We start from the raw sequence: 17826 nt of genomic DNA on the forward strand, positions 1-17826 counted from the left end.
TAAATTAATCTGCTTAAAGTTCGGAAAATTTTATTAAAATATCATTAATTTTAAGAATATAAAAAATTGAAAACTAGATTTTTGCAGATGCCGCCTTATGTCATAAATAATTTTTTTGGGTGTTACAGCAATTTAATTATCTTTGGGAACTAACTATTATCTATATGAATACAGAGACTATTGACAACATCAAAATGATAGCGGAAACGGCAAGAGAGTTTGCTGAAAAGAATATTAGACCTAATATTATGGAGTGGGACGAAAGCCAGACTTTTCCTAAAGATTTGTTTCATGAGTTAGGAGAAATGGGGTTCATGGGGATCGTTATTCCGGAACAGTACGGAGGTTCAGGTCTTGGTTATCATGAATATGTAACGATTCTGGACGAAATTTCTCAGGTAGATCCATCCATCGGTCTTTCTGTGGCAGCACACAATTCACTTTGTACCAACCATATTTATGAATTCGGAAACGAAGAGCAGAGAAACAAATGGCTTCCTCAGTTGGCTTCCGGTAAAGTAATCGGAGCTTGGGGACTTACAGAACACAATACAGGTTCAGATTCAGGAGGAATGTCTACAACTGCGGTAAAAGACGGAGACGAATGGATCATTAATGGGGCTAAAAACTTCATCACCCATGCTATTTCAGGAGATATCGCTGTTGTAATGACGAGAACAGGTGAAAAAGGAGCTAAAAATAACTCTACAGCTTTCGTTTTAGAAAAAGGAATGCCCGGTTTTTCTTCCGGTAAAAAAGAAAACAAATTGGGAATGAGAGCTTCTGAAACGGCTGAATTAATCTTTGATAACGTTCGTGTGCCGGATTCTCACAGATTAGGTGAAGTAGGTGAAGGTTTCAAACAGGCAATGAAAATACTGGACGGAGGAAGAATCTCTATCGCCGCTTTAAGTTTAGGAACAGCAAGAGGAGCTTATAAGGCTGCTTTAAAATACGCTAAAGAAAGACAGCAGTTCGGAAAATCTATTTCAGAATTTCAGGCAGTTAATTTCATGTTGGCAGACATGGCAACAGAAATAGTCGCAGCAGAATTGTTGATCCAAAGAGCATCAACTCTGAAAAATGCTAAACAGAAAATGACAAAAGAAGGTGCAATGGCAAAATTGTACGCTTCTGAAGCCTGTGTAAGAATTTCTAACAATGCGGTGCAGATTTTCGGAGGTTATGGTTATACAAAAGATTTCCCGGTAGAAAAATTCTACAGAGATTCTAAACTTTGCACCATCGGAGAAGGAACTTCCGAGATCCAGAGACTGGTTATCGGTAGAGATATTACAAAATAAATTCTAACTAAATTATTTCAAAAAAACATCAACAAATGATTAAACAGGCATTATTAGGTGAATTTTTGCATGAAGCAGAAAACACCCGAAAACTTTTACAGGCAATTCCGGACAGTGCTTTGGATTACAAGCCGTCTGAAATTAACTGGACAACAGCACAGCTGGCTTCTCACGTAGCAGAAGTTTACAACTGGTACGACGGAACATTCAATCAGGATGTATTCGATATGGGAACATACCAATACGATAAAGGTGATATTTCCAAAGCGGAAAATATTGTTGCCAAATTTGAAGAAAATGTTGCTAAAGCGCAGAAAGCCATTGAAAGTTGGGATGAAAGCACCATGATGAACGAGTGGAAAATGGAAATGGGAGGAAATTCGATATTTCCGCCAATGCCTAAAATTCAGGTTATCCGTTCGTTTCTATATAATCATTTGTACCATCATCGCGGTGAGTTGGTAGTGTATTTAAGATCAACAGGAAATAAAGTTCCGGGACTTTACGGACCAACTGCAGATGACAAGTTTTAAAAATTAGAATTAAACTATTAATAATTCAATAGCATCCGTATTTTGCGGGTGCTATTTTCTTTTTTTGAGAAATTCACTATATGATGACATTTAATGTATTGCATAATTGTTTGATTGTATTGTCTAAATTTTTCTTAAAAAATTTTGTTTTTCGTAACGATTTTTTCATTAGCTTTGGAATTCCACAATCAAATAGAAAACTTGTATGAGAAAACAGCTATTGGTGATTGGAATGCTTGCATCAGGTATTTCATTCGCTCAGACCGATCGACTTTGGTCTGAATCGTCAAGAAAATCAGCTACTGAAATTTTTGAAAACAAATTAACCATTAACAATCCAAAAATCTATAGTCTGGATATTAATGGTTTAAAAAATGCTCTTGCTAAAGCTCCAAAAAGACTTGCAGCAGGAGAAAAGTCTGAAATTATTATCTCGTTCCCGAATTCTGAGGGAAAAATGGAAAATTTTAAAGTAAGAGAAAACTCTAACTTTGATCCTCAACTGGCAGCAAAATATCCGGACATCAAATCGTACGTTGGTGAAGGATTGGGAGACTCCGGTTCTACAGTTTATTTCAGTGTTTCTCCATTAGGACTGTCTTCTATGGAAATCTACGGAGATAAATCAGCGGTTTTCATCGAGCCTTATTCAAAAGATCTTTCAACGTATGTGGTTTACAAAAAATCCGACAAGAAAGACGATTTAAGCAAATTTGAATGTACTGTTATTGATGTTGCACAGAAAGGCGTTGCAAACACTACAAATTTAGTTGCAAGACCAAATGCAGATGATGCAAAACTGAGAACATTCAGACTGGCATTGTCCTGTACAGGAGAATATACAGCGTATTTCGGAGGAACAAAAGCGAATGCGTTAGCTGCAATGAACAATACCATGACCCGTGTAAACGGAGTTTTTGAAAAAGATTTTGCAGCAAGAATGGTTTTAATCGCAAACAACGACTCGGTAATTTACACCAACGCTTCTACGGATCCTTACTCTGCAGCAGCAAGCATGAGTAACTGGAATTCGGAGCTTCAGTCTACCCTGACTTCTGTTATTGGTGAGGCAAATTATGACATCGGTCACTTATTCGGAGCTTCAGGAGGAGGCGGAAATGCAGGATGTATCGGCTGCGTTTGTACCAATGGCTCTAAAGGAAGCGGTTATACTTCTCCGGCAGATGCAATTCCTTCAGGAGATAATTTCGATATTGATTATGTAGCGCACGAAATGGGACATCAGTTTGGAGGAAACCACACTTTCTCCATGAACAACGAAGGAACAGGAGCCAATATGGAGCCAGGTTCAGGATCAACCATCATGGGATATGCGGGAATTACTTCTCAGGATATTCAGCCGCATTCAGATGCTTTCTTCCACGCAATCAGCATTCAGCAGATTACCAATAATATCAAAGCTAAAACCTGCCCTACAAGCACAAGTACAGGAAATTCTATTCCTACAGCCAATGCAGGTCTGGATTATACTATTCCGAAAGGAACACCATTTATGTTAACAGGAGCCGGAACAGATGCAAACGGAGATTCGTTAACGTATATCTGGGAACAAATGGACAATGCGTCGTCTTCACAAACCGGAGCAAGTTCTGCGGCGAGTGCCACAAAAGCGACAGGACCTACTTTCAGATCATGGACACCGCAAACTACACCTGTAAGATATTTCCCGAGAATGGCTTCAGTTCTCGCGGGAGCTACTACAACAGCGGGATCTGAGATTACTGTTGAAGCATTATCAAACGTTGCCAGAACATACAATTTCAGATTTACCGTTCGCGATAACAGAGCCGGAGGTTCCGGAAACAATTCGGATGATGCAGTAATCACAGTAAACGGAACAGCAGGACCATTCAGCGTAAGCTCTCAAAATACCGCTACAACAGTTACAGGAGGAACTTCCCAAACCGTAACATGGAATGTGGCAGGAACAACAGCGAATGGTGTAAATGCAGCCAACGTAGATATTCTTTGGTCTACAGACGGAGGAAATACATGGACTACTCTATTGGCAGGAACTCCAAACGACGGAACACAGGCGGTAACTATTCCGAATACTTCTACAACAACAGGAAGAATTATGGTAAAAGGTTCCAATCATATTTTCTTTGATGTGAACAATGCCAACATTACCGTAAACGCAGGTTCAGGAACTTCAGATACTACTGCTCCTACTGCTCCTACTCTTGCGGCTTCAGGAACAACTTCTACAAGTACGAATCTTTCATGGTCCGGCGCAACAGACAACGTAGGTGTTACAGGTTATGATGTTTATCAGGGAACTTCATTAGTAGGTTCTACTGCATCAACTTCCTATACTGTATCAAGTTTATCACCTTCAACAACATACAGCTTTACAGTAAAAGCTAAAGATGCGGCAGGAAATGTTTCAGTTGCCAGCAACACAGTTTCCGTAACCACTTTAGCAGGAACTGCAGTTACTTACTGTTCTGCTTCAGCGAATAATACTGCTGATGAAAGAATAGGAAATGTAACGTTCGGAAGCATTAACAATACTTCAACAGGAACGGCAGGTTACGAAAACTTCACTTCAGTTTCTACAAATGTAACAAGAGGTTCTGCTTACTCACTTTCCATTACTCCGGTTTGGACATCAACCAAATATAATGAAGCTTATGCTGTTTATATTGATTATAACGGAGACGGAGATTTCGCAGACAGCGGAGAATTGGCTTGGTCTAAAACAGGATCTACCACAAGTCCGGTAACAGGATCTATCACGATTCCTTCAACAGCGACTGTAGGAACTACAAGAATGAGAGTGATGATGCAGTACAGCTCTGTACCTACATCTTCTTGTGGAACGTATACGTACGGTCAGGTAGAAGATTATACTTTAAATATTGTATCATCAGGAAGAGGAAATATTTTAGATACAAAAGATATGATTACAGATATCCGAGTGTATCCGAATCCTGCAAAAGATATTTTAAATATTTCAAATACAACGAACGAAGAGTATAAAATCTTCGACATGGGTGGAAAACTAATCAATTCAGGAAAACTTGAAAGAGGCGCAGTAAATGTAAGCGGTCTTATTAAAGGTGCTTATATGATCCAGATTGGAGAAGTCTCTAAGAGATTCATTAAAAACTAATTGCTTCACTCAATTAAGCTTTGAGGTAAAAGGCTGTCCGTTTCCGGACAGCCTTTTTTTTATGAGTCCGCCAAATAAAACACTTCCACTCTCGGCATAAATTCCAAATAGGATTAAGCTCTTAAAAATTATTTAATCACAAATCCCAAAAACATTTTCACCAAAGCTCACCATCATTTAAAATCTGAAAGATTTATGAAAGAAAAAGCATGATCTATTCCTTGACTTTTGAGATTCTTCACTTCACTTTTTAACGATGCTCGTACACTTTCAGTCTATGTTCAGAATAATATCATTGTGTAAAAAACCTAAGCCCCAATTCTTAAAATCTAAAACCCAATTGTTATCTTTGCGTAAATAAAAAATATTCATGGATAAAATTGATAGTCTGAACCAGGTAGCAGAATTCCACACCACCTTTAAAGCCCCTATTTTAGATACCCCTCAAATTCCTTCACCGGAAAGATGCAACCTGAGAGTTGAACTTCTTCAGGAAGAACTGAACGAACTGAAACAGGCAATTGCAGATAATAACATCGTAGAAATTGCAGATGCTTTATGCGATTTGCAATATGTTTTAAGCGGAGCGGTTCTGGAATTCGGACTTGGCAGCAAATTTGTAGAGTTGTTCAACGAAGTTCAGCGTTCCAATATGTCGAAAGCATGCGATAATGAAGAACAGGCACAGGAAACCGTTGAATTTTACAAAGCAAAAGACGTAGAATCATTTTATGAAAAATCCGGCGAGAAATTCAATGTATACAGACAGGCAGATCATAAAGTTCTGAAAAACAAATACTACTCTCCTGCCGATTTAAAGACAATTATTGAAAAATAGTATGAAAAAATTTATTACGAATTGTATGGCTGTTTCAGCTCTATTCATGGCAACTCAACAGCTTACTGCACAAAAAGTGGTTGTAGGACGTGAAGTTGAAACCACCGCAGACGGAAAAATGCTTTTGGGGAATCAGCTCAAAAGTAAATTTCTTGAAGCTCCTTATTCTGACTGGTATGTGAAAGAGCATGATGAATATGCTTTGGATCAGAAAGCGATCGGAGAACTTAAAAAAGCCAAGATCAACACTTACAATATCACGGTTTTCATGGGAACATGGTGTGAAGACTCTCACAGGGATTTTCCGAGACTGATGAGGATTCTTGAGGAAGTAAAATATCCGGAAGGCAAACTTACCATTATTGCAGTAAACCGTAAAAAGGAATCTCCTAACGGCGAAGAAAGCCTTTTTAACATCCAGAAAGTTCCTACCATTATTGTTCAGAAATACGGAAAAGAATTAGGAAGAATTATCGAAATGCCTACATCCGGATATATCGAAAGAGATTTGGCAGAGATCCTGAAAAAAGATGACAGTTCTGTAATTAAAGAAATTTTTGGTAAATAAGGTTTGAGAAATAGTAAAGCTTTAATATCGTTTTTGGCAGGAGCTGCACTGGTAACAGTTTTGTTTTTCAGTTCAAAGTCATGCTTTAATCTTAGTGAAAAAACTGAGAAATCAGATTATTATATTCTGACCAATCAGATTTCGAAAATGAATAAAATGGTCGTTCTTGAGCAGAATGCTTCTTCCATTCAGAAAACCAAAATGGGCTATGAATTTTTAGGCAAAGAAGTTTCCAGCAACAGCATCATTACCTATACCAAAACGAACGCACAGGTTTCTTATGATCTTAACAAGATGAAAATGGAGGTAGATTCGATCAATAAAAAATTAGTGATTACCGAATTACCCGATGCGGACATCAGAATTACGCCAAGTGTGGAAATTCAGTCGATGGACGATTCTTTTTTCAACAGAATTTCCGAAAAAGACATTAAAAACGTAACTCAGAAAGCGAAAGATACCGCTGTAAAATCCATCGATCAGAACAAGCTGAGAACGGAAGGAAGACAACAACTGATGGAAAATCTTAATAATATTTTTGTTTTGGCAAAGGCTTTGAATTACACCATAGAAGACCAGACCGGAAAGCTGGGCATTTTAGGACTATAAAATTTAAAGCTATGCATTCAGAAGAAAAAGAAAAACAGGAATCTGCAAATTCTGCAGAAACCAAAAAGCAAAATCAGGATTTTCCCGATATTCCTGCTTCATCAGAAAAAACAAATCCGTCGGACGTGGATAAAAAAGACGTTCAGAAATCTTCTCAAAACAACAAATCCGGAAAAACGGATAATACGGACGAAAAATAAAAAGGTTCTGCTCAATGAGCGGAACCTTTTTTAGAAAAAAACACAAATAAAAGTCAAATATGTAATATGAACTACAACGGTCAATCTGCTCCGCTTGTCAACTACCGTAACTATTTGGCTGTTGACTTACGAAGCAAAACTGACATATTTTTCAATGATTATCTATTATTAATCATAATTTTAACACAAAGTCCGCAAGGTTATTTTAAATACTAAGTGCTTTTAAGATATACAAAGGCGTAAAACTTATTAAAGTAATACCATTTTTGTCTTTTTTAAATAAACGAAGTGCCTTTGTTTAGCTTGCAAACTTTCAATAAATAAAAAAAATCTTTTGTTTTTCTTTGCGATAAATTGATATAATATTATAAATCAATTTTTAAATTTATTTCTTATCCCGAACTAAGGTTATAATTAATTGCAGAAAATTGATATTTAAACAATAGTTGATTTTCCGAGCTTCACATTTTCAAAATTGTAATACGATTTCTCCGAATATTTAATATAGTCTGCGATAAAACTTCCCACTTCACTGGTGGAATAAGGCTGTTCAGAATTCAGATCCACCGTAACGTATTTATTCTCAATAGCATACTCTACAGATTGTCTCAATTTTTCCGCTGCCTGCTCAAGCTTTAAATAATCAAGCATCATTGCTGTACTTAAAATGGAAGCAACAGGATTTGCAATTCCTTTTCCTTTTGCCTGCGGATAAGAACCGTGAATAGGCTCAAACAAAGCATTTTCATTTCCAATGGAAGCCGAAGGAAGCAAACCGATAGAACCGCCGATAACACTCGCTTCATCCGAAATAATATCTCCAAACATATTTTCGGTAACAATTACATCAAAATGTTTTGGGTTTAAAATTAACTGCATCGCCGCGTTGTCCACAAACATAAAATCAAGTGCTACATCAGGATACTCTGAAGCAATTTCTTTACAGACCTTTCTCCACAATCTGGAAGTATCCAAAACGTTCGCTTTATCAATTAAAGTTAATTTTTTTCTCCTTTTCTGAGCCTCCTGAAAAGCCATGTGAACAATAGGTGCGATTTCATCACGGTTGTATTTGCAGATATCATACGCATAACCCGCCTCTTCATCCGTAAATTTTTCGCCAAAATAAATTCCACTCACCAGTTCCCTGAAAATCTGAATATCCGTTCCTTCAATAATTTCCCTTTTCAAAGGACTTTTCTCAATTAAAGAAGCATACGTTTTCAAAGGTCGGATATTTGCAAAAAGCCCCAATTCTTTACGAAGTTTCAGCAACCCCTGTTCCGGACGTACTTTGGCATCCGGATTATTATCGAAAGAAGGATCTCCGATCGCCCCAAAAAGCACCGCATCAGACGCTTTGCAGATCTCCAGTGTTTCATCCGGCAAAGGATTTCCAGTCTTATAAATCGCTTCCGCTCCCATCAATCCGTATTTAAAATCAAACTGATACTGGAACGCTTCCGCGATGGAATCTAAGATTTTAATACTTTCTGCAACCACTTCCGGCCCGATTCCGTCTCCCGGAAGCACTGCAATTTTAAAATTAGTTTTCATACACTTTTTGTGTTTTTAGTTCGAATTGTTCGATCGCCTGTTTTCTGCTGATTAAAAAATCAATATCATCATACCCATTCAGCAGACATATTTTTTTATAAGAATCTATTTCAAAACTTTCCGTCTTATCATTAAAGGTAATGGTTTGTTTCTCAACATCCACCAAAATTTCTTTTTCAGGATTTTCAGTAATTTCCTCTAAAATTTCTTTTAAAAATTCCTCAGAAACTTTTACAGGCAATAATCCGTTGTTTAAAGCATTGCCCTTAAAAATATCCGCAAAAAAGCTTGAAACAACCACTTTAAAGCCATAATCCGTTAAAGACCATGCAGCGTGTTCCCGACTGCTTCCGCAACCGAAATTGTTTCCTGCAACCAGAATTTCACCACTGTATTTTGCGTTATTCAGGACGAAATCAGGATTCGGTTCATTCGTATGAACATCGTATCTCCAGTCTCTGAAAAGATTTTCGCCAAAACCTTTTTTATCAATACTCTTTAAAAATCTCGCCGGAATAATCTGATCCGTATCTATATTTTCTACAGGCAAAGGAATTGCTCTGGATTGTATAATGACTAATTTTTGCATTTTTTTTGAGCCAAAATAGTTTTAATTATTATTTTTTTTTCTTTTCAGGAGCTATTTCCCGCTATCCACTCATACTCCTCGCTCCTTTGCTTTGCCTTCGCTTGCTCCGGGGTAACCGTTTCTATCGGGGCTAAAAAAGTGAATGGTTAATTTCACTTTGTGAGTCAACAGTCAATTTCTAAAATTCACTATTCACTATTGACAATTCACTTTTAAACTTATGTGCTCTTTTTTCTATTTAAGTATTAAGCTTAAAAAACTAAAGTGTTTAAATCTTTTGCGTCTTTTGTGGTAAAAAAATTTAGACAAGTTTTAAGTAAATTCATCTCCATCAGTTTTCAAAGACGGAAATTCTTCCTTCCACAGCAACTTTTGCAGCCGTTAACGGACTTGCCAGAATCGTTCTCGCACCTTGTCCCTGTCTTCCCTCAAAATTTCTGTTCGAAGTAGAAACACAATATTCCCCTTCCGGAATTTTATCATCATTCATCGCTAAACACGCCGAACATCCCGGTTGTCTGATCTGGAAACCAGCTTCATTAAAAACCGTATCTAAACCTTCTTCAAAAATCTGTTTGGCAACCTGTTGAGAACCCGGAACAAGCCACGCGTGAACATGATCCGACTTCCTTTTTCCTTTAACATAATTTGCCGCAGAACGGAAATCTTCAATTCTCGCATTCGTACAGCTTCCGATGAAGACATAATTCACTTTAATATCAGAAAGAGCGTGTCCCGCTTTTAAACCCATATATTTTAAAGCTTTCTCTTCAGATTCGTTCTGAGGATTCGGGATATTCTGACTGATGGAAATTCCCATCCCCGGATTGGTTCCATACGTTACCATCGGATAAATTTCCGAAGCATCGAAAGAAAATTCAGCATCAAAAACTGCTCTTTCATCGGTTTTCAAAGTTTTCCAGTATTCCAGTTTTTCTTCCCATTCCTCGCCTTTCGGTGCGAAAGTTCTTCCTTTTACGTACTCAAAAGTCGTTTCATCGGGAGCAATCATTCCTCCGCGAGCGCCCATTTCGATGCTCATATTACAAACCGTCATTCTGCCTTCCATCGACATTTCTTCGAAAACATTTCCGGCATATTCACAGAAATACCCTGTTCCGCCGTCGGTTCCCACTTTTGAAATAATGTACAAAATCACATCTTTGGGCTGAACATTTTTATTTAACTCACCATTTACGGTAATTCTCATCGATTTTGGCTTATTCAGCAACAAACACTGGCTCGCAAAAACCTGCGCCACCTGACTTGTTCCGATTCCGAAAGCAATTGAACCGAAAGCGCCGTGTGTAGAAGTATGGCTGTCTCCGCAAACAATGCTCATTCCCGGCTGTGTAACACCTAATTCCGGAGCAATGATGTGAACAATTCCCTGATATTGATGTCCCAAACCATACAATTCTATGTTGTTTTTCTTACAGTTTTCCGTTAACTGCTCCACCTGATTTCTGGAGGATGCATCGCGAATCGGCTGATCCTGATCCAGAGTCGGAACATTATGATCCGCAGTTGCCACAATCTGTTTCGGTCTGAAAACTTCCAGATTTCTCGCTTCCAGTTCCGCAAAAGCCTGTGGACTGGTTACTTCGTGGATGAGATGTTTATCAATATAAATAATCTGAGGTCCGTCCGGAATCGTCTCTACAACGTGTGCATCCCAGACTTTATCAAACAGTGTCTTTTTTGTGTTCATTCTAATTTATGTAATGGAGAATCAATTATGTTACCCTATTTTTCTTGTCACTTTTTCGATCATTGAACTTAAATCGTCATTATTGACTTCTTTTTTACCGTCAGCAATTTTCAAAAACTCCTGATACAGAAAATCAAGTTCATTTTTAGTAACTTCAAAACCAATATGTTTAAATCTGTATGCCAAAGCAGAACGTCCACTTCTTGCTGTTAAAACAATGGTAGAAGCATTCACGCCCACTTCCGCAGGATCAATAATTTCGTAAGTTTCCCTGTTTTTAATCACTCCGTCCTGATGAATTCCGGAACTGTGCGCAAAAGCATTCGCTCCCACAATCGCTTTATTCGGCTGCACCGGCATTCCCATCAATTCAGAAGCCAAAACACTCATAGGATTGAGCATTTTGGACTGAACGTCAGTATATAATTCTAAATATGGATGCTGTTTTAAAATCATCACCACTTCTTCCAGTGCCGTATTTCCAGCTCTTTCTCCCAATCCGTTAATGGTGCATTCTATCTGTCTCGCTCCGTTGATGACTCCTGCAATAGAATTAGCGGTTGCCATTCCCAGATCGTTGTGGCAGTGACAGGATAAGATCACGCGATCAATGCCTTTTACATTTTCTTTCAGGTACTTTATTTTTGCACCGTACTCCTCGGGAAGACAATATCCCGTTGTGTCCGGAATATTAAGCACGGTTGCCCCTGCTTTTATCACTTCTTCGCAAACTCTTGCCAGATAATCATTGTCTGTTCTTCCTGCATCTTCCGCATAAAATTCAACGTCTTCCACATACGATTTGGCATATTTTACCGCCTGAACCGCTCTTTCAACAATATCTTCCCTGTTTGAGTTAAATTTAAATCTGATATGAGAATCCGAAGTTCCGATTCCGGTATGAATTCTCGGTCTTTTGGCGTATTTTAATGCTTCGGCTGCGGTATCAATATCTTTTTGGTTAGCTCTCGTCAATCCGCAGACTTTAGCATTTTTCACTAATTTTGAAATCTCCGAAACCGAATGAAAATCTCCGGGACTGGAAATCGGGAAACCGGCTTCAATGACATCCACTCCCAGTTCATCCAGTTTTTCGGCTATAATTAATTTTTGCTCGGTATTTAACTTACAGCCGGGAACCTGCTCTCCATCACGCAGTGTTGTATCAAAAATTTCGACTTTTTCGGATTTCATAATGAAGTTTTTACTTAATTTTGATTCAAAACTAGAAAGATGAAACGTTTATTCAGTTTCATTTTTTATAAAAAATACAATACTCAAAATATTGTATTTTAATTTCAATTATTTGATTATCATTATTTTAAATTTTAAAAATTTACAATGGCAGAATTGCATAAAGATTTTTTATTCGTACTCATCAAATCTCTGACAACTTCAGAAAAAAGGCAATTCACCTTGTATGTAAACCGTCTCGGAATTAATGCGGATGCAAAATTTCTTCTTCTTTTTTCAGAACTGGATAAGATGAAGGAATACGATGAGCATATCATCATCAACAAAAAGATTTCTACGAAACAACAGTTGTCGAACCTGAAAGCGCATCTTTACAAGCAGATTCTGGTGAGTTTACGGATGAACCCGAGTCATCAGAATTACAGAATCCAGCTGCGCGAACAGCTTGATTTTGCGAATATTCTGTATCAGAAAGGCTTGTATAAACAGGCTTTAAAAATTTTAGACAAAGCAAAACAGACCGCGTTGGAATTGGATGAAAAAAGTATTGCTTCGGAAATTATCGATCTGGAAAAAGTAATTGAATCCCAGTTTATTACCCGGAGTATTGAAGGTCGTGCCGATGAACTGATCAGACAGTCTACGGAAATCAGCAAACAGAATCATTATGCGACAGAATTATCCAATCTTTCGCTGAAACTGTACAGTGAAATGCTGACAAAAGGTTATGTGAAAAATGATGAAGACCGTGCCGAAATCATGCAGATATTCAATTCGCAGATTCAGAAAATCAATTTCAAAAAGCTGAATTTCACGGAAAAATTGTGGTATTTTAAAGCGCACGTCTGGAAAAACCAATTGCTTCAGGAATATAAATATACGTTGAAATATGCTTTTCAATGGGTGGATTTATTTTACAAAAATCCTGAAATGATCGTGAGTCATCCCGTTTGGTACATTAAAGGAAATACTTACCTGCTGAAAATCTTATTTCTTTACGGAAATATTGACATTCTTGAGGAAAGTTTTAAGGATTTTAATGAAGTGGTTCATTCTTCAAGTTTTGCTCAAAATGAAAACCTGCAATCGCTTATTTTTCTGACGCATTACAATACTTTAATGAACATTCACTTTGTGAAAGGTGAATTCTTCTCTGGTTCGAAATTAATTCCTGAAATCGAGCTGAAAATGGATAAGCTCCGGGATAAAATTGATGAGCATCATTTCATGATTCTTTATTTAAAAATGGCAGCGATGTTCTTTGGAAGCAGGAAATTTGAGGAATCCATCAGTTATTCATTGAAAGTGATCGAATCCAAAGGAAATGTTCAGGAAGATCTACTCTTCCACACCCGGATTTTGATTCTGATGGCGAAACACGAATCAGGAAACGATGAAGATTATGATGAATTTATCAAAGCAACTTTAAAATTCACCAAAAAGATGAAAAAGCCTGATGAATTTCATTTTGAAAGCATTCATTTTTTCAAAAATCTGAATAATATAACACCAGACAAACAATTGGAATCTTTCAAAAAATTTGATGAAAAATTAACTCTTTTTTCTGAAAATGAATACTACAGAAGGTCTTTGCTGTACATAGATATTCATGGTTGGGTACAGTCTAAAGTGAGAAATGTGGATGTTATTGAGATTATTAAAGAAAAGGTGCGGTACAAAAGAAAGCATCAGTCTTAATTTAACCTATTCATAATTAGAAGGTTGGTTAAACGTTAATTATTTATAACGGTATTCTGAGATTTTTCGTATTAAATCTCGTCTCAAAAATGCGTGAAAGTAGTATTTTAAATAAAAAATCCGTATTTTTGCATCTTAAAATTTCTTAGTAAACAATGATAAAAATTACACTTCCAGACAATAGTGTCAGAGAATTCGAGGCGGGAGTTACTCCGCTAGATGTGGCAAAATCTATAAGCGAGGGATTGGCTAGAAATACCATTTCCGCAGTTGTAAACGACAAACAAGTAGAGACGACCACACCTATAACCACGGATGCTGCGGTACAATTGCTAACCTGGAATGATGATCTTGGAAAGAAAGCTTTCTGGCATTCTTCTGCCCACCTTTTGGCGCAGGCAATCCTTGAGTTTTATCCTAATGCTAAGTTAACCATCGGTCCTGCCATTGAAAAAGGATTCTATTATGACGTAGATTTCGGGGACGAAAGTTTATCTGATAAAGATTTCGAAAAGATCGAAAAGAAGGTTTTGGAAAATGCTAAAAAAGGATCTACATTCTCTTTATATCCGGTTTCTAAAGAAGAAGCTTTAAAAGTGTATGCAGACAATCCTTATAAAGTGGAACTGATTTCTAATCTTAATGATGGGGAAATCACTTTCGTAACGCATGATGACTTCACAGATCTTTGTCGTGGAGGACACATTCCTAACACAAGTATTGTAAAGGCAATGAAGATTTTAAATGCTGCCGGAGCATACTGGAGAGGAAACGAAAAAAATCCTCAGTTAACGAGAGTTTACGGTATTTCTTTCCCAAAACAGAAAGATTTAACAGAATATCTTGAACTTTTAGAAGAGGCTAAAAAAAGAGACCACAGAAAACTGGGTAAAGAACTTGGAATTTTCGCTTTCTCTGAAAAAGTAGGTCAGGGATTGCCTTTATGGTTGCCAAAAGGAGCTGCTTTAAGAAAAAAATTAGAGAATTTCCTTTCTGAAGCTCAGAAAAAAGCAGGTTACGAATTTGTAATTTCTCCGCATATCGGTGCGAAGGAATTGTATGTGACTTCCGGTCACTGGGACAAATACGGAGCAGACAGCTTCCAGCCGATTAAAACTCCGAATGAAGGAGAAGAATTCATGCTGAAGCCGATGAACTGTCCGCATCACTGTGAAATCTACAAAACTTCACAATGGAGCTACAGAGATTTGCCTAAAAGATATGCAGAATTTGGTACCGTTTACAGATATGAGCAAAGTGGTGAGCTTCACGGTTTAACGAGAGTTCGCGGATTTACTCAGGATGATGCGCATTTGTTCTGTACTCCGGATCAGTTGATGGAAGAATTTAAGAAAACGATTGATTTGGTTCTTTACGTTTTCGGTTCATTAGGTTTTGCTGATTTTACCGCTCAGATTTCTTTGAGAGATCCTGAAAATAAGGAAAAATACATCGGAACCGACGAAAACTGGGAGAAAGCAGAAAATGCAATCGTAACAGCAGCAACGGAAAAAGGATTGAATACAGTGACTGAATACGGTGAAGCTGCATTCTACGGTCCTAAACTGGATTTCATGGTGAAAGATGCTTTAGGCAGAAAATGGCAGCTTGGAACGATTCAGGTGGATTATAACTTACCGGAAAGATTTGATCTTTGGTATACAGGAAGCGATGGCGAAAAGCACAGACCGGTAATGATTCACAGAGCGCCGTTTGGTTCTATGGAAAGATTCATTGCGATTCTTATTGAGAATACAGCGGGAGATTTCCCATTGTGGCTGGCTCCTGATCAGTTTATCATTCTTCCGATCAGTGAAAAATACGTAGATTATGCTAAAAAAGTTTCTCAATTACTGGAAAATCACGATATTAGCGGATTAATTGACGACAGAAACGAAAAAACGGGTAAAAAGATCCGCGATGCCGAATTAAAGAAGATTCCATTCATGATTGTAGTGGGAGAAAATGAAGAAAAGGATGGCACAATTTCTGTAAGAAGACGTAGTGAAGGCGATTTAGGAGTAATGAAGATTGAAGATTTTGTTTCTTATTTTAAAGAACAGTCAAAAACTGGATTTGAGTTTAACGCTTAAATCTAAAAAATATCATTCTAAATGATTGAAAATTATTTTTGTTCAGAATGATTGATAAAATAGAAGTTAACCAATAAAATTATAATACAATAGCACAAAGATTTAACAACAGGGGCCCACAGAGACGTCCGGTACAGGAGGACGCACACTTGATCAACGATAAAATTCGTGTGAGAGAGCTTCGTTTGGTGGGCGATAACGTAGAGCCGGGAGTTTATCCTACAGATAAGGCAAGACAGATTGCTCAGGAGCAGGAACTTGATCTTGTAGTAATTTCCGACAAGGCTGAACCGTTTATTGCAAGGATTCTGGACTATAAAAAGTTCTTATACGAGCAAAAGAAAAAGCAGAAGGAATTAAAAGCTAAGCAGGTAAAAGTAGTTGTGAAAGAAATCCGTTTCGGACCTCAGACAGATGAGCACGATTACGAATTCAAAAAGAAACATGCTGAGAAATTCCTTGAAGAAGGTTCAAAATTAAAGACCTACGTATTTTTTAAAGGACGTTCGATTATCTTTAAAGACCAGGGAGAAATCTTACTTTTAAAACTTGCTCAGGAATTGGAGCACGTTGGAAAAGTAGACCAGCTTCCTAAGCTTGAAGGAAAAAGAATGATTATGATGATGAGTCCTAAAAAACCAGCTAAATAATCTACAGCCGGATCTACGGATCTGAAACTAAAATATACAGCCTCAAATTGTTTTGAGGCTTTTATTTTTATGATTTCTAAATTCTTCATTAATTAAAATTCAATATTTTATATTAATTATTAAATATTTTTTAATTTTTACCATAGATCAAGATTATCTATTTAATTTACGACTACATTTGCTTTAGAAAAATAAGACAACAATAAGCTTATTTAAAAATTAAAATTGAATAACAAATTAAACAACAAAGCAATGAGTACATTAAAATTAAAAGACGGAACAGAAATTTTTTACAAAGATCAGGGAGAAGGACCGGTATTGATGTTTCACCACGGATGGCCTTTATCATCTGATGACTGGGATGCGCAGGTTATTTTCTTTTTACAGAGAGGTTACAGAGTAATTGCTCACGACAGAAGAGGTCACGGACGTTCCAGCCAGAATATTTACAATCATACGATTGAGCAGTATGCCTCTGATGCGGCAGAATTGGTAGAATTTCTGGATCTGAAAGATGTTGTGCATATCGGACATTCCACCGGTGGCGGTGAAGTGATCCGTTATGTAAACAAATATGCCAACGGAAGAGCAAAAAAAGCGGTATTGATAAGCGCAGTTCCTCCGGTAATGGTAAAAAGCGAAAACAATCCGGATGGCGTTCCGATGGAAGTTTTTGACAACATCAGAGATCAGACTTTAAATAACAGAAATCAGTTTTTTATGGATTTAACGGTTCCTTTCTACGGTTACAACAGAGAAGGTGCTGTAGTGAAGCAAGGTGTACAGACCAACTGGTGGAGACAGGGAATGATGGGAGGAATTGTAGCTCATTATGACGGAATCAAAGCTTTTTCTGAGACAGATTTTACAGAAGACTTGAAAGCTGTAGATATTCCGGTATTATTGCTGCACGGTGAAGACGACCAGATTGTGCCCATTGAAAATTCAGCGATAAAATCTGCTAAATTATTGAAAAACGGTAAGCTGATTACTTATCCGGGATTCCCTCACGGAATGCCTACGACTGAACATCAGACGATTAATAAGGATCTTCTGGAGTTTATTGAGGCTTAATTTTTTCGACATATAAGTAAAGCAGCAATCAGAGTATTTTGGTTGCTGTTTTTTATTTCAAGCAATTTTGCC

At 37.4% G+C, this 17826-nt stretch carries 15 protein-coding genes; 11 read left to right on the forward strand and 4 right to left on the reverse strand.

The annotated features are described in order from the left end of the window. Nucleotides 1–164 precede the first annotated feature (164 nt). The 7 genes from WFH39_RS04485 to WFH39_RS04515 all read left to right on the forward strand — a co-directional run bounded on the left by WFH39_RS04485 (nucleotide 165) and on the right by WFH39_RS04515 (nucleotide 7188). Nucleotides 165–1304: an acyl-CoA dehydrogenase family protein gene (locus tag WFH39_RS04485; RefSeq protein ID WP_336688968.1), complete on the forward strand. Its 1140-nt coding sequence runs from the start codon at nucleotides 165–167 to the stop codon at nucleotides 1302–1304. A 35-nt stretch (nucleotides 1305–1339) separates the two neighbouring features. Further along, nucleotides 1340–1837 (forward strand): DinB family protein, encoded by a 498-nt coding sequence (locus WFH39_RS04490; RefSeq protein ID WP_336688969.1) that lies wholly within the window; start codon nucleotides 1340–1342, stop codon nucleotides 1835–1837. A gap of 205 nt (nucleotides 1838–2042) precedes the next feature. After that, on the forward strand, nucleotides 2043–4973 hold the full coding sequence (locus tag WFH39_RS04495) for a reprolysin-like metallopeptidase (protein WP_336688970.1): 2931 nt from the start codon (nucleotides 2043–2045) through the stop codon (nucleotides 4971–4973). A gap of 370 nt (nucleotides 4974–5343) precedes the next feature. Further along, the gene (locus WFH39_RS04500; protein ID WP_087710124.1) at nucleotides 5344–5811 is read left to right on the forward strand and encodes a nucleoside triphosphate pyrophosphohydrolase family protein; all 468 of its coding nucleotides are present in this window, start codon (nucleotides 5344–5346) and stop codon (nucleotides 5809–5811) included. Nucleotide 5812: 1 nt separating this feature from the next. Continuing rightward, the gene (locus tag WFH39_RS04505) at nucleotides 5813–6379 is read left to right on the forward strand and encodes a TlpA family protein disulfide reductase (RefSeq protein WP_336688971.1); all 567 of its coding nucleotides are present in this window, start codon (nucleotides 5813–5815) and stop codon (nucleotides 6377–6379) included. A 3-nt stretch (nucleotides 6380–6382) separates the two neighbouring features. Beyond that, nucleotides 6383–6988: a DUF4230 domain-containing protein gene (locus WFH39_RS04510; protein WP_336688972.1), complete on the forward strand. Its 606-nt coding sequence runs from the start codon at nucleotides 6383–6385 to the stop codon at nucleotides 6986–6988. An 11-nt stretch (nucleotides 6989–6999) separates the two neighbouring features. Beyond that, nucleotides 7000–7188, forward strand: coding sequence for a hypothetical protein (locus WFH39_RS04515; RefSeq protein WP_336688973.1), 189 nt, complete (start codon nucleotides 7000–7002; stop codon nucleotides 7186–7188). Between the two features lie 435 nt (nucleotides 7189–7623). On the opposite strand, the gene leuB is transcribed toward WFH39_RS04515, so the two are convergent. The 4 genes from leuB to WFH39_RS04535 form a co-directional block, all read right to left on the reverse strand. Further along, nucleotides 7624–8745 (reverse strand): 3-isopropylmalate dehydrogenase, encoded by a 1122-nt coding sequence (gene leuB / locus WFH39_RS04520; RefSeq protein ID WP_336688974.1) that lies wholly within the window; start codon nucleotides 8743–8745, stop codon nucleotides 7624–7626. Further along, on the reverse strand, nucleotides 8735–9334 hold the full coding sequence (gene leuD, locus WFH39_RS04525) for a 3-isopropylmalate dehydratase small subunit (RefSeq protein WP_235130813.1): 600 nt from the start codon (nucleotides 9332–9334) through the stop codon (nucleotides 8735–8737). Before leuD ends, leuB begins: the two co-directional genes overlap by 11 nt. Before the next feature lie 331 nt (nucleotides 9335–9665). After that, a complete protein-coding gene (gene leuC / locus WFH39_RS04530) occupies nucleotides 9666–11045 on the reverse strand; it encodes a 3-isopropylmalate dehydratase large subunit (protein ID WP_336688975.1) in 1380 nt (459 codons plus the stop codon). 30 nt (nucleotides 11046–11075) lie between these two features. Continuing rightward, nucleotides 11076–12239, reverse strand: a complete 1164-nt coding sequence (locus WFH39_RS04535) for a 2-isopropylmalate synthase (RefSeq protein ID WP_336688976.1) — start codon at nucleotides 12237–12239, stop codon at nucleotides 11076–11078. A 147-nt stretch (nucleotides 12240–12386) separates the two neighbouring features. Between WFH39_RS04535 and WFH39_RS04540 the strand changes: the two genes are divergently transcribed. The 4 genes from WFH39_RS04540 (at nucleotide 12387) to WFH39_RS04555 (ending at nucleotide 17754) form a co-directional block, all read left to right on the forward strand. After that, nucleotides 12387–13937 carry a hypothetical protein gene (locus WFH39_RS04540; protein ID WP_336688977.1) on the forward strand — a complete coding sequence of 517 codons (1551 nt, stop codon included), beginning with the start codon at nucleotides 12387–12389 and terminating at the stop codon, nucleotides 13935–13937. 155 nt (nucleotides 13938–14092) lie between these two features. Beyond that, a complete protein-coding gene (gene thrS / locus WFH39_RS04545; protein ID WP_336688978.1) occupies nucleotides 14093–16030 on the forward strand; it encodes a threonine--tRNA ligase in 1938 nt (645 codons plus the stop codon). Nucleotides 16031–16179: 149 nt separating this feature from the next. Continuing rightward, nucleotides 16180–16680, forward strand: a complete 501-nt coding sequence (infC, locus tag WFH39_RS04550) for a translation initiation factor IF-3 (protein WP_175608770.1) — start codon at nucleotides 16180–16182, stop codon at nucleotides 16678–16680. A gap of 252 nt (nucleotides 16681–16932) precedes the next feature. After that, a complete protein-coding gene (locus WFH39_RS04555) occupies nucleotides 16933–17754 on the forward strand; it encodes an alpha/beta fold hydrolase (RefSeq protein WP_116099998.1) in 822 nt (273 codons plus the stop codon). Nucleotides 17755–17826: the final 72 nt, after the last annotated feature.

The organism is Chryseobacterium sp. MMO-72, assembly GCF_037146035.1.
GTDB lineage: Bacteria > Bacteroidota > Bacteroidia > Flavobacteriales > Weeksellaceae > Chryseobacterium > Chryseobacterium indicum.

Coding starts and splice junctions, on each gene's coding strand:
- WFH39_RS04485 (WP_336688968.1), top strand. CDS start 165: ATGAATACAGAGACTATTGACAACATCAAAATGATAGCGGAAACGGCA.
- WFH39_RS04490 (WP_336688969.1), top strand. CDS start 1,340: ATGATTAAACAGGCATTATTAGGTGAATTTTTGCATGAAGCAGAAAAC.
- WFH39_RS04495 (WP_336688970.1), top strand. CDS start 2,043: ATGAGAAAACAGCTATTGGTGATTGGAATGCTTGCATCAGGTATTTCA.
- WFH39_RS04500 (WP_087710124.1), top strand. CDS start 5,344: ATGGATAAAATTGATAGTCTGAACCAGGTAGCAGAATTCCACACCACC.
- WFH39_RS04505 (WP_336688971.1), top strand. CDS start 5,813: ATGAAAAAATTTATTACGAATTGTATGGCTGTTTCAGCTCTATTCATG.
- WFH39_RS04515 (WP_336688973.1), top strand. CDS start 7,000: ATGCATTCAGAAGAAAAAGAAAAACAGGAATCTGCAAATTCTGCAGAA.
- leuB (WP_336688974.1), bottom strand. CDS start 8,745: ATGAAAACTAATTTTAAAATTGCAGTGCTTCCGGGAGACGGAATCGGG.
- leuD (WP_235130813.1), bottom strand. CDS start 9,334: ATGCAAAAATTAGTCATTATACAATCCAGAGCAATTCCTTTGCCTGTA.
- leuC (WP_336688975.1), bottom strand. CDS start 11,045: ATGAACACAAAAAAGACACTGTTTGATAAAGTCTGGGATGCACACGTT.
- WFH39_RS04535 (WP_336688976.1), bottom strand. CDS start 12,239: ATGAAATCCGAAAAAGTCGAAATTTTTGATACAACACTGCGTGATGGA.
- WFH39_RS04540 (WP_336688977.1), top strand. CDS start 12,387: ATGGCAGAATTGCATAAAGATTTTTTATTCGTACTCATCAAATCTCTG.
- thrS (WP_336688978.1), top strand. CDS start 14,093: ATGATAAAAATTACACTTCCAGACAATAGTGTCAGAGAATTCGAGGCG.
- WFH39_RS04555 (WP_116099998.1), top strand. CDS start 16,933: ATGAGTACATTAAAATTAAAAGACGGAACAGAAATTTTTTACAAAGAT.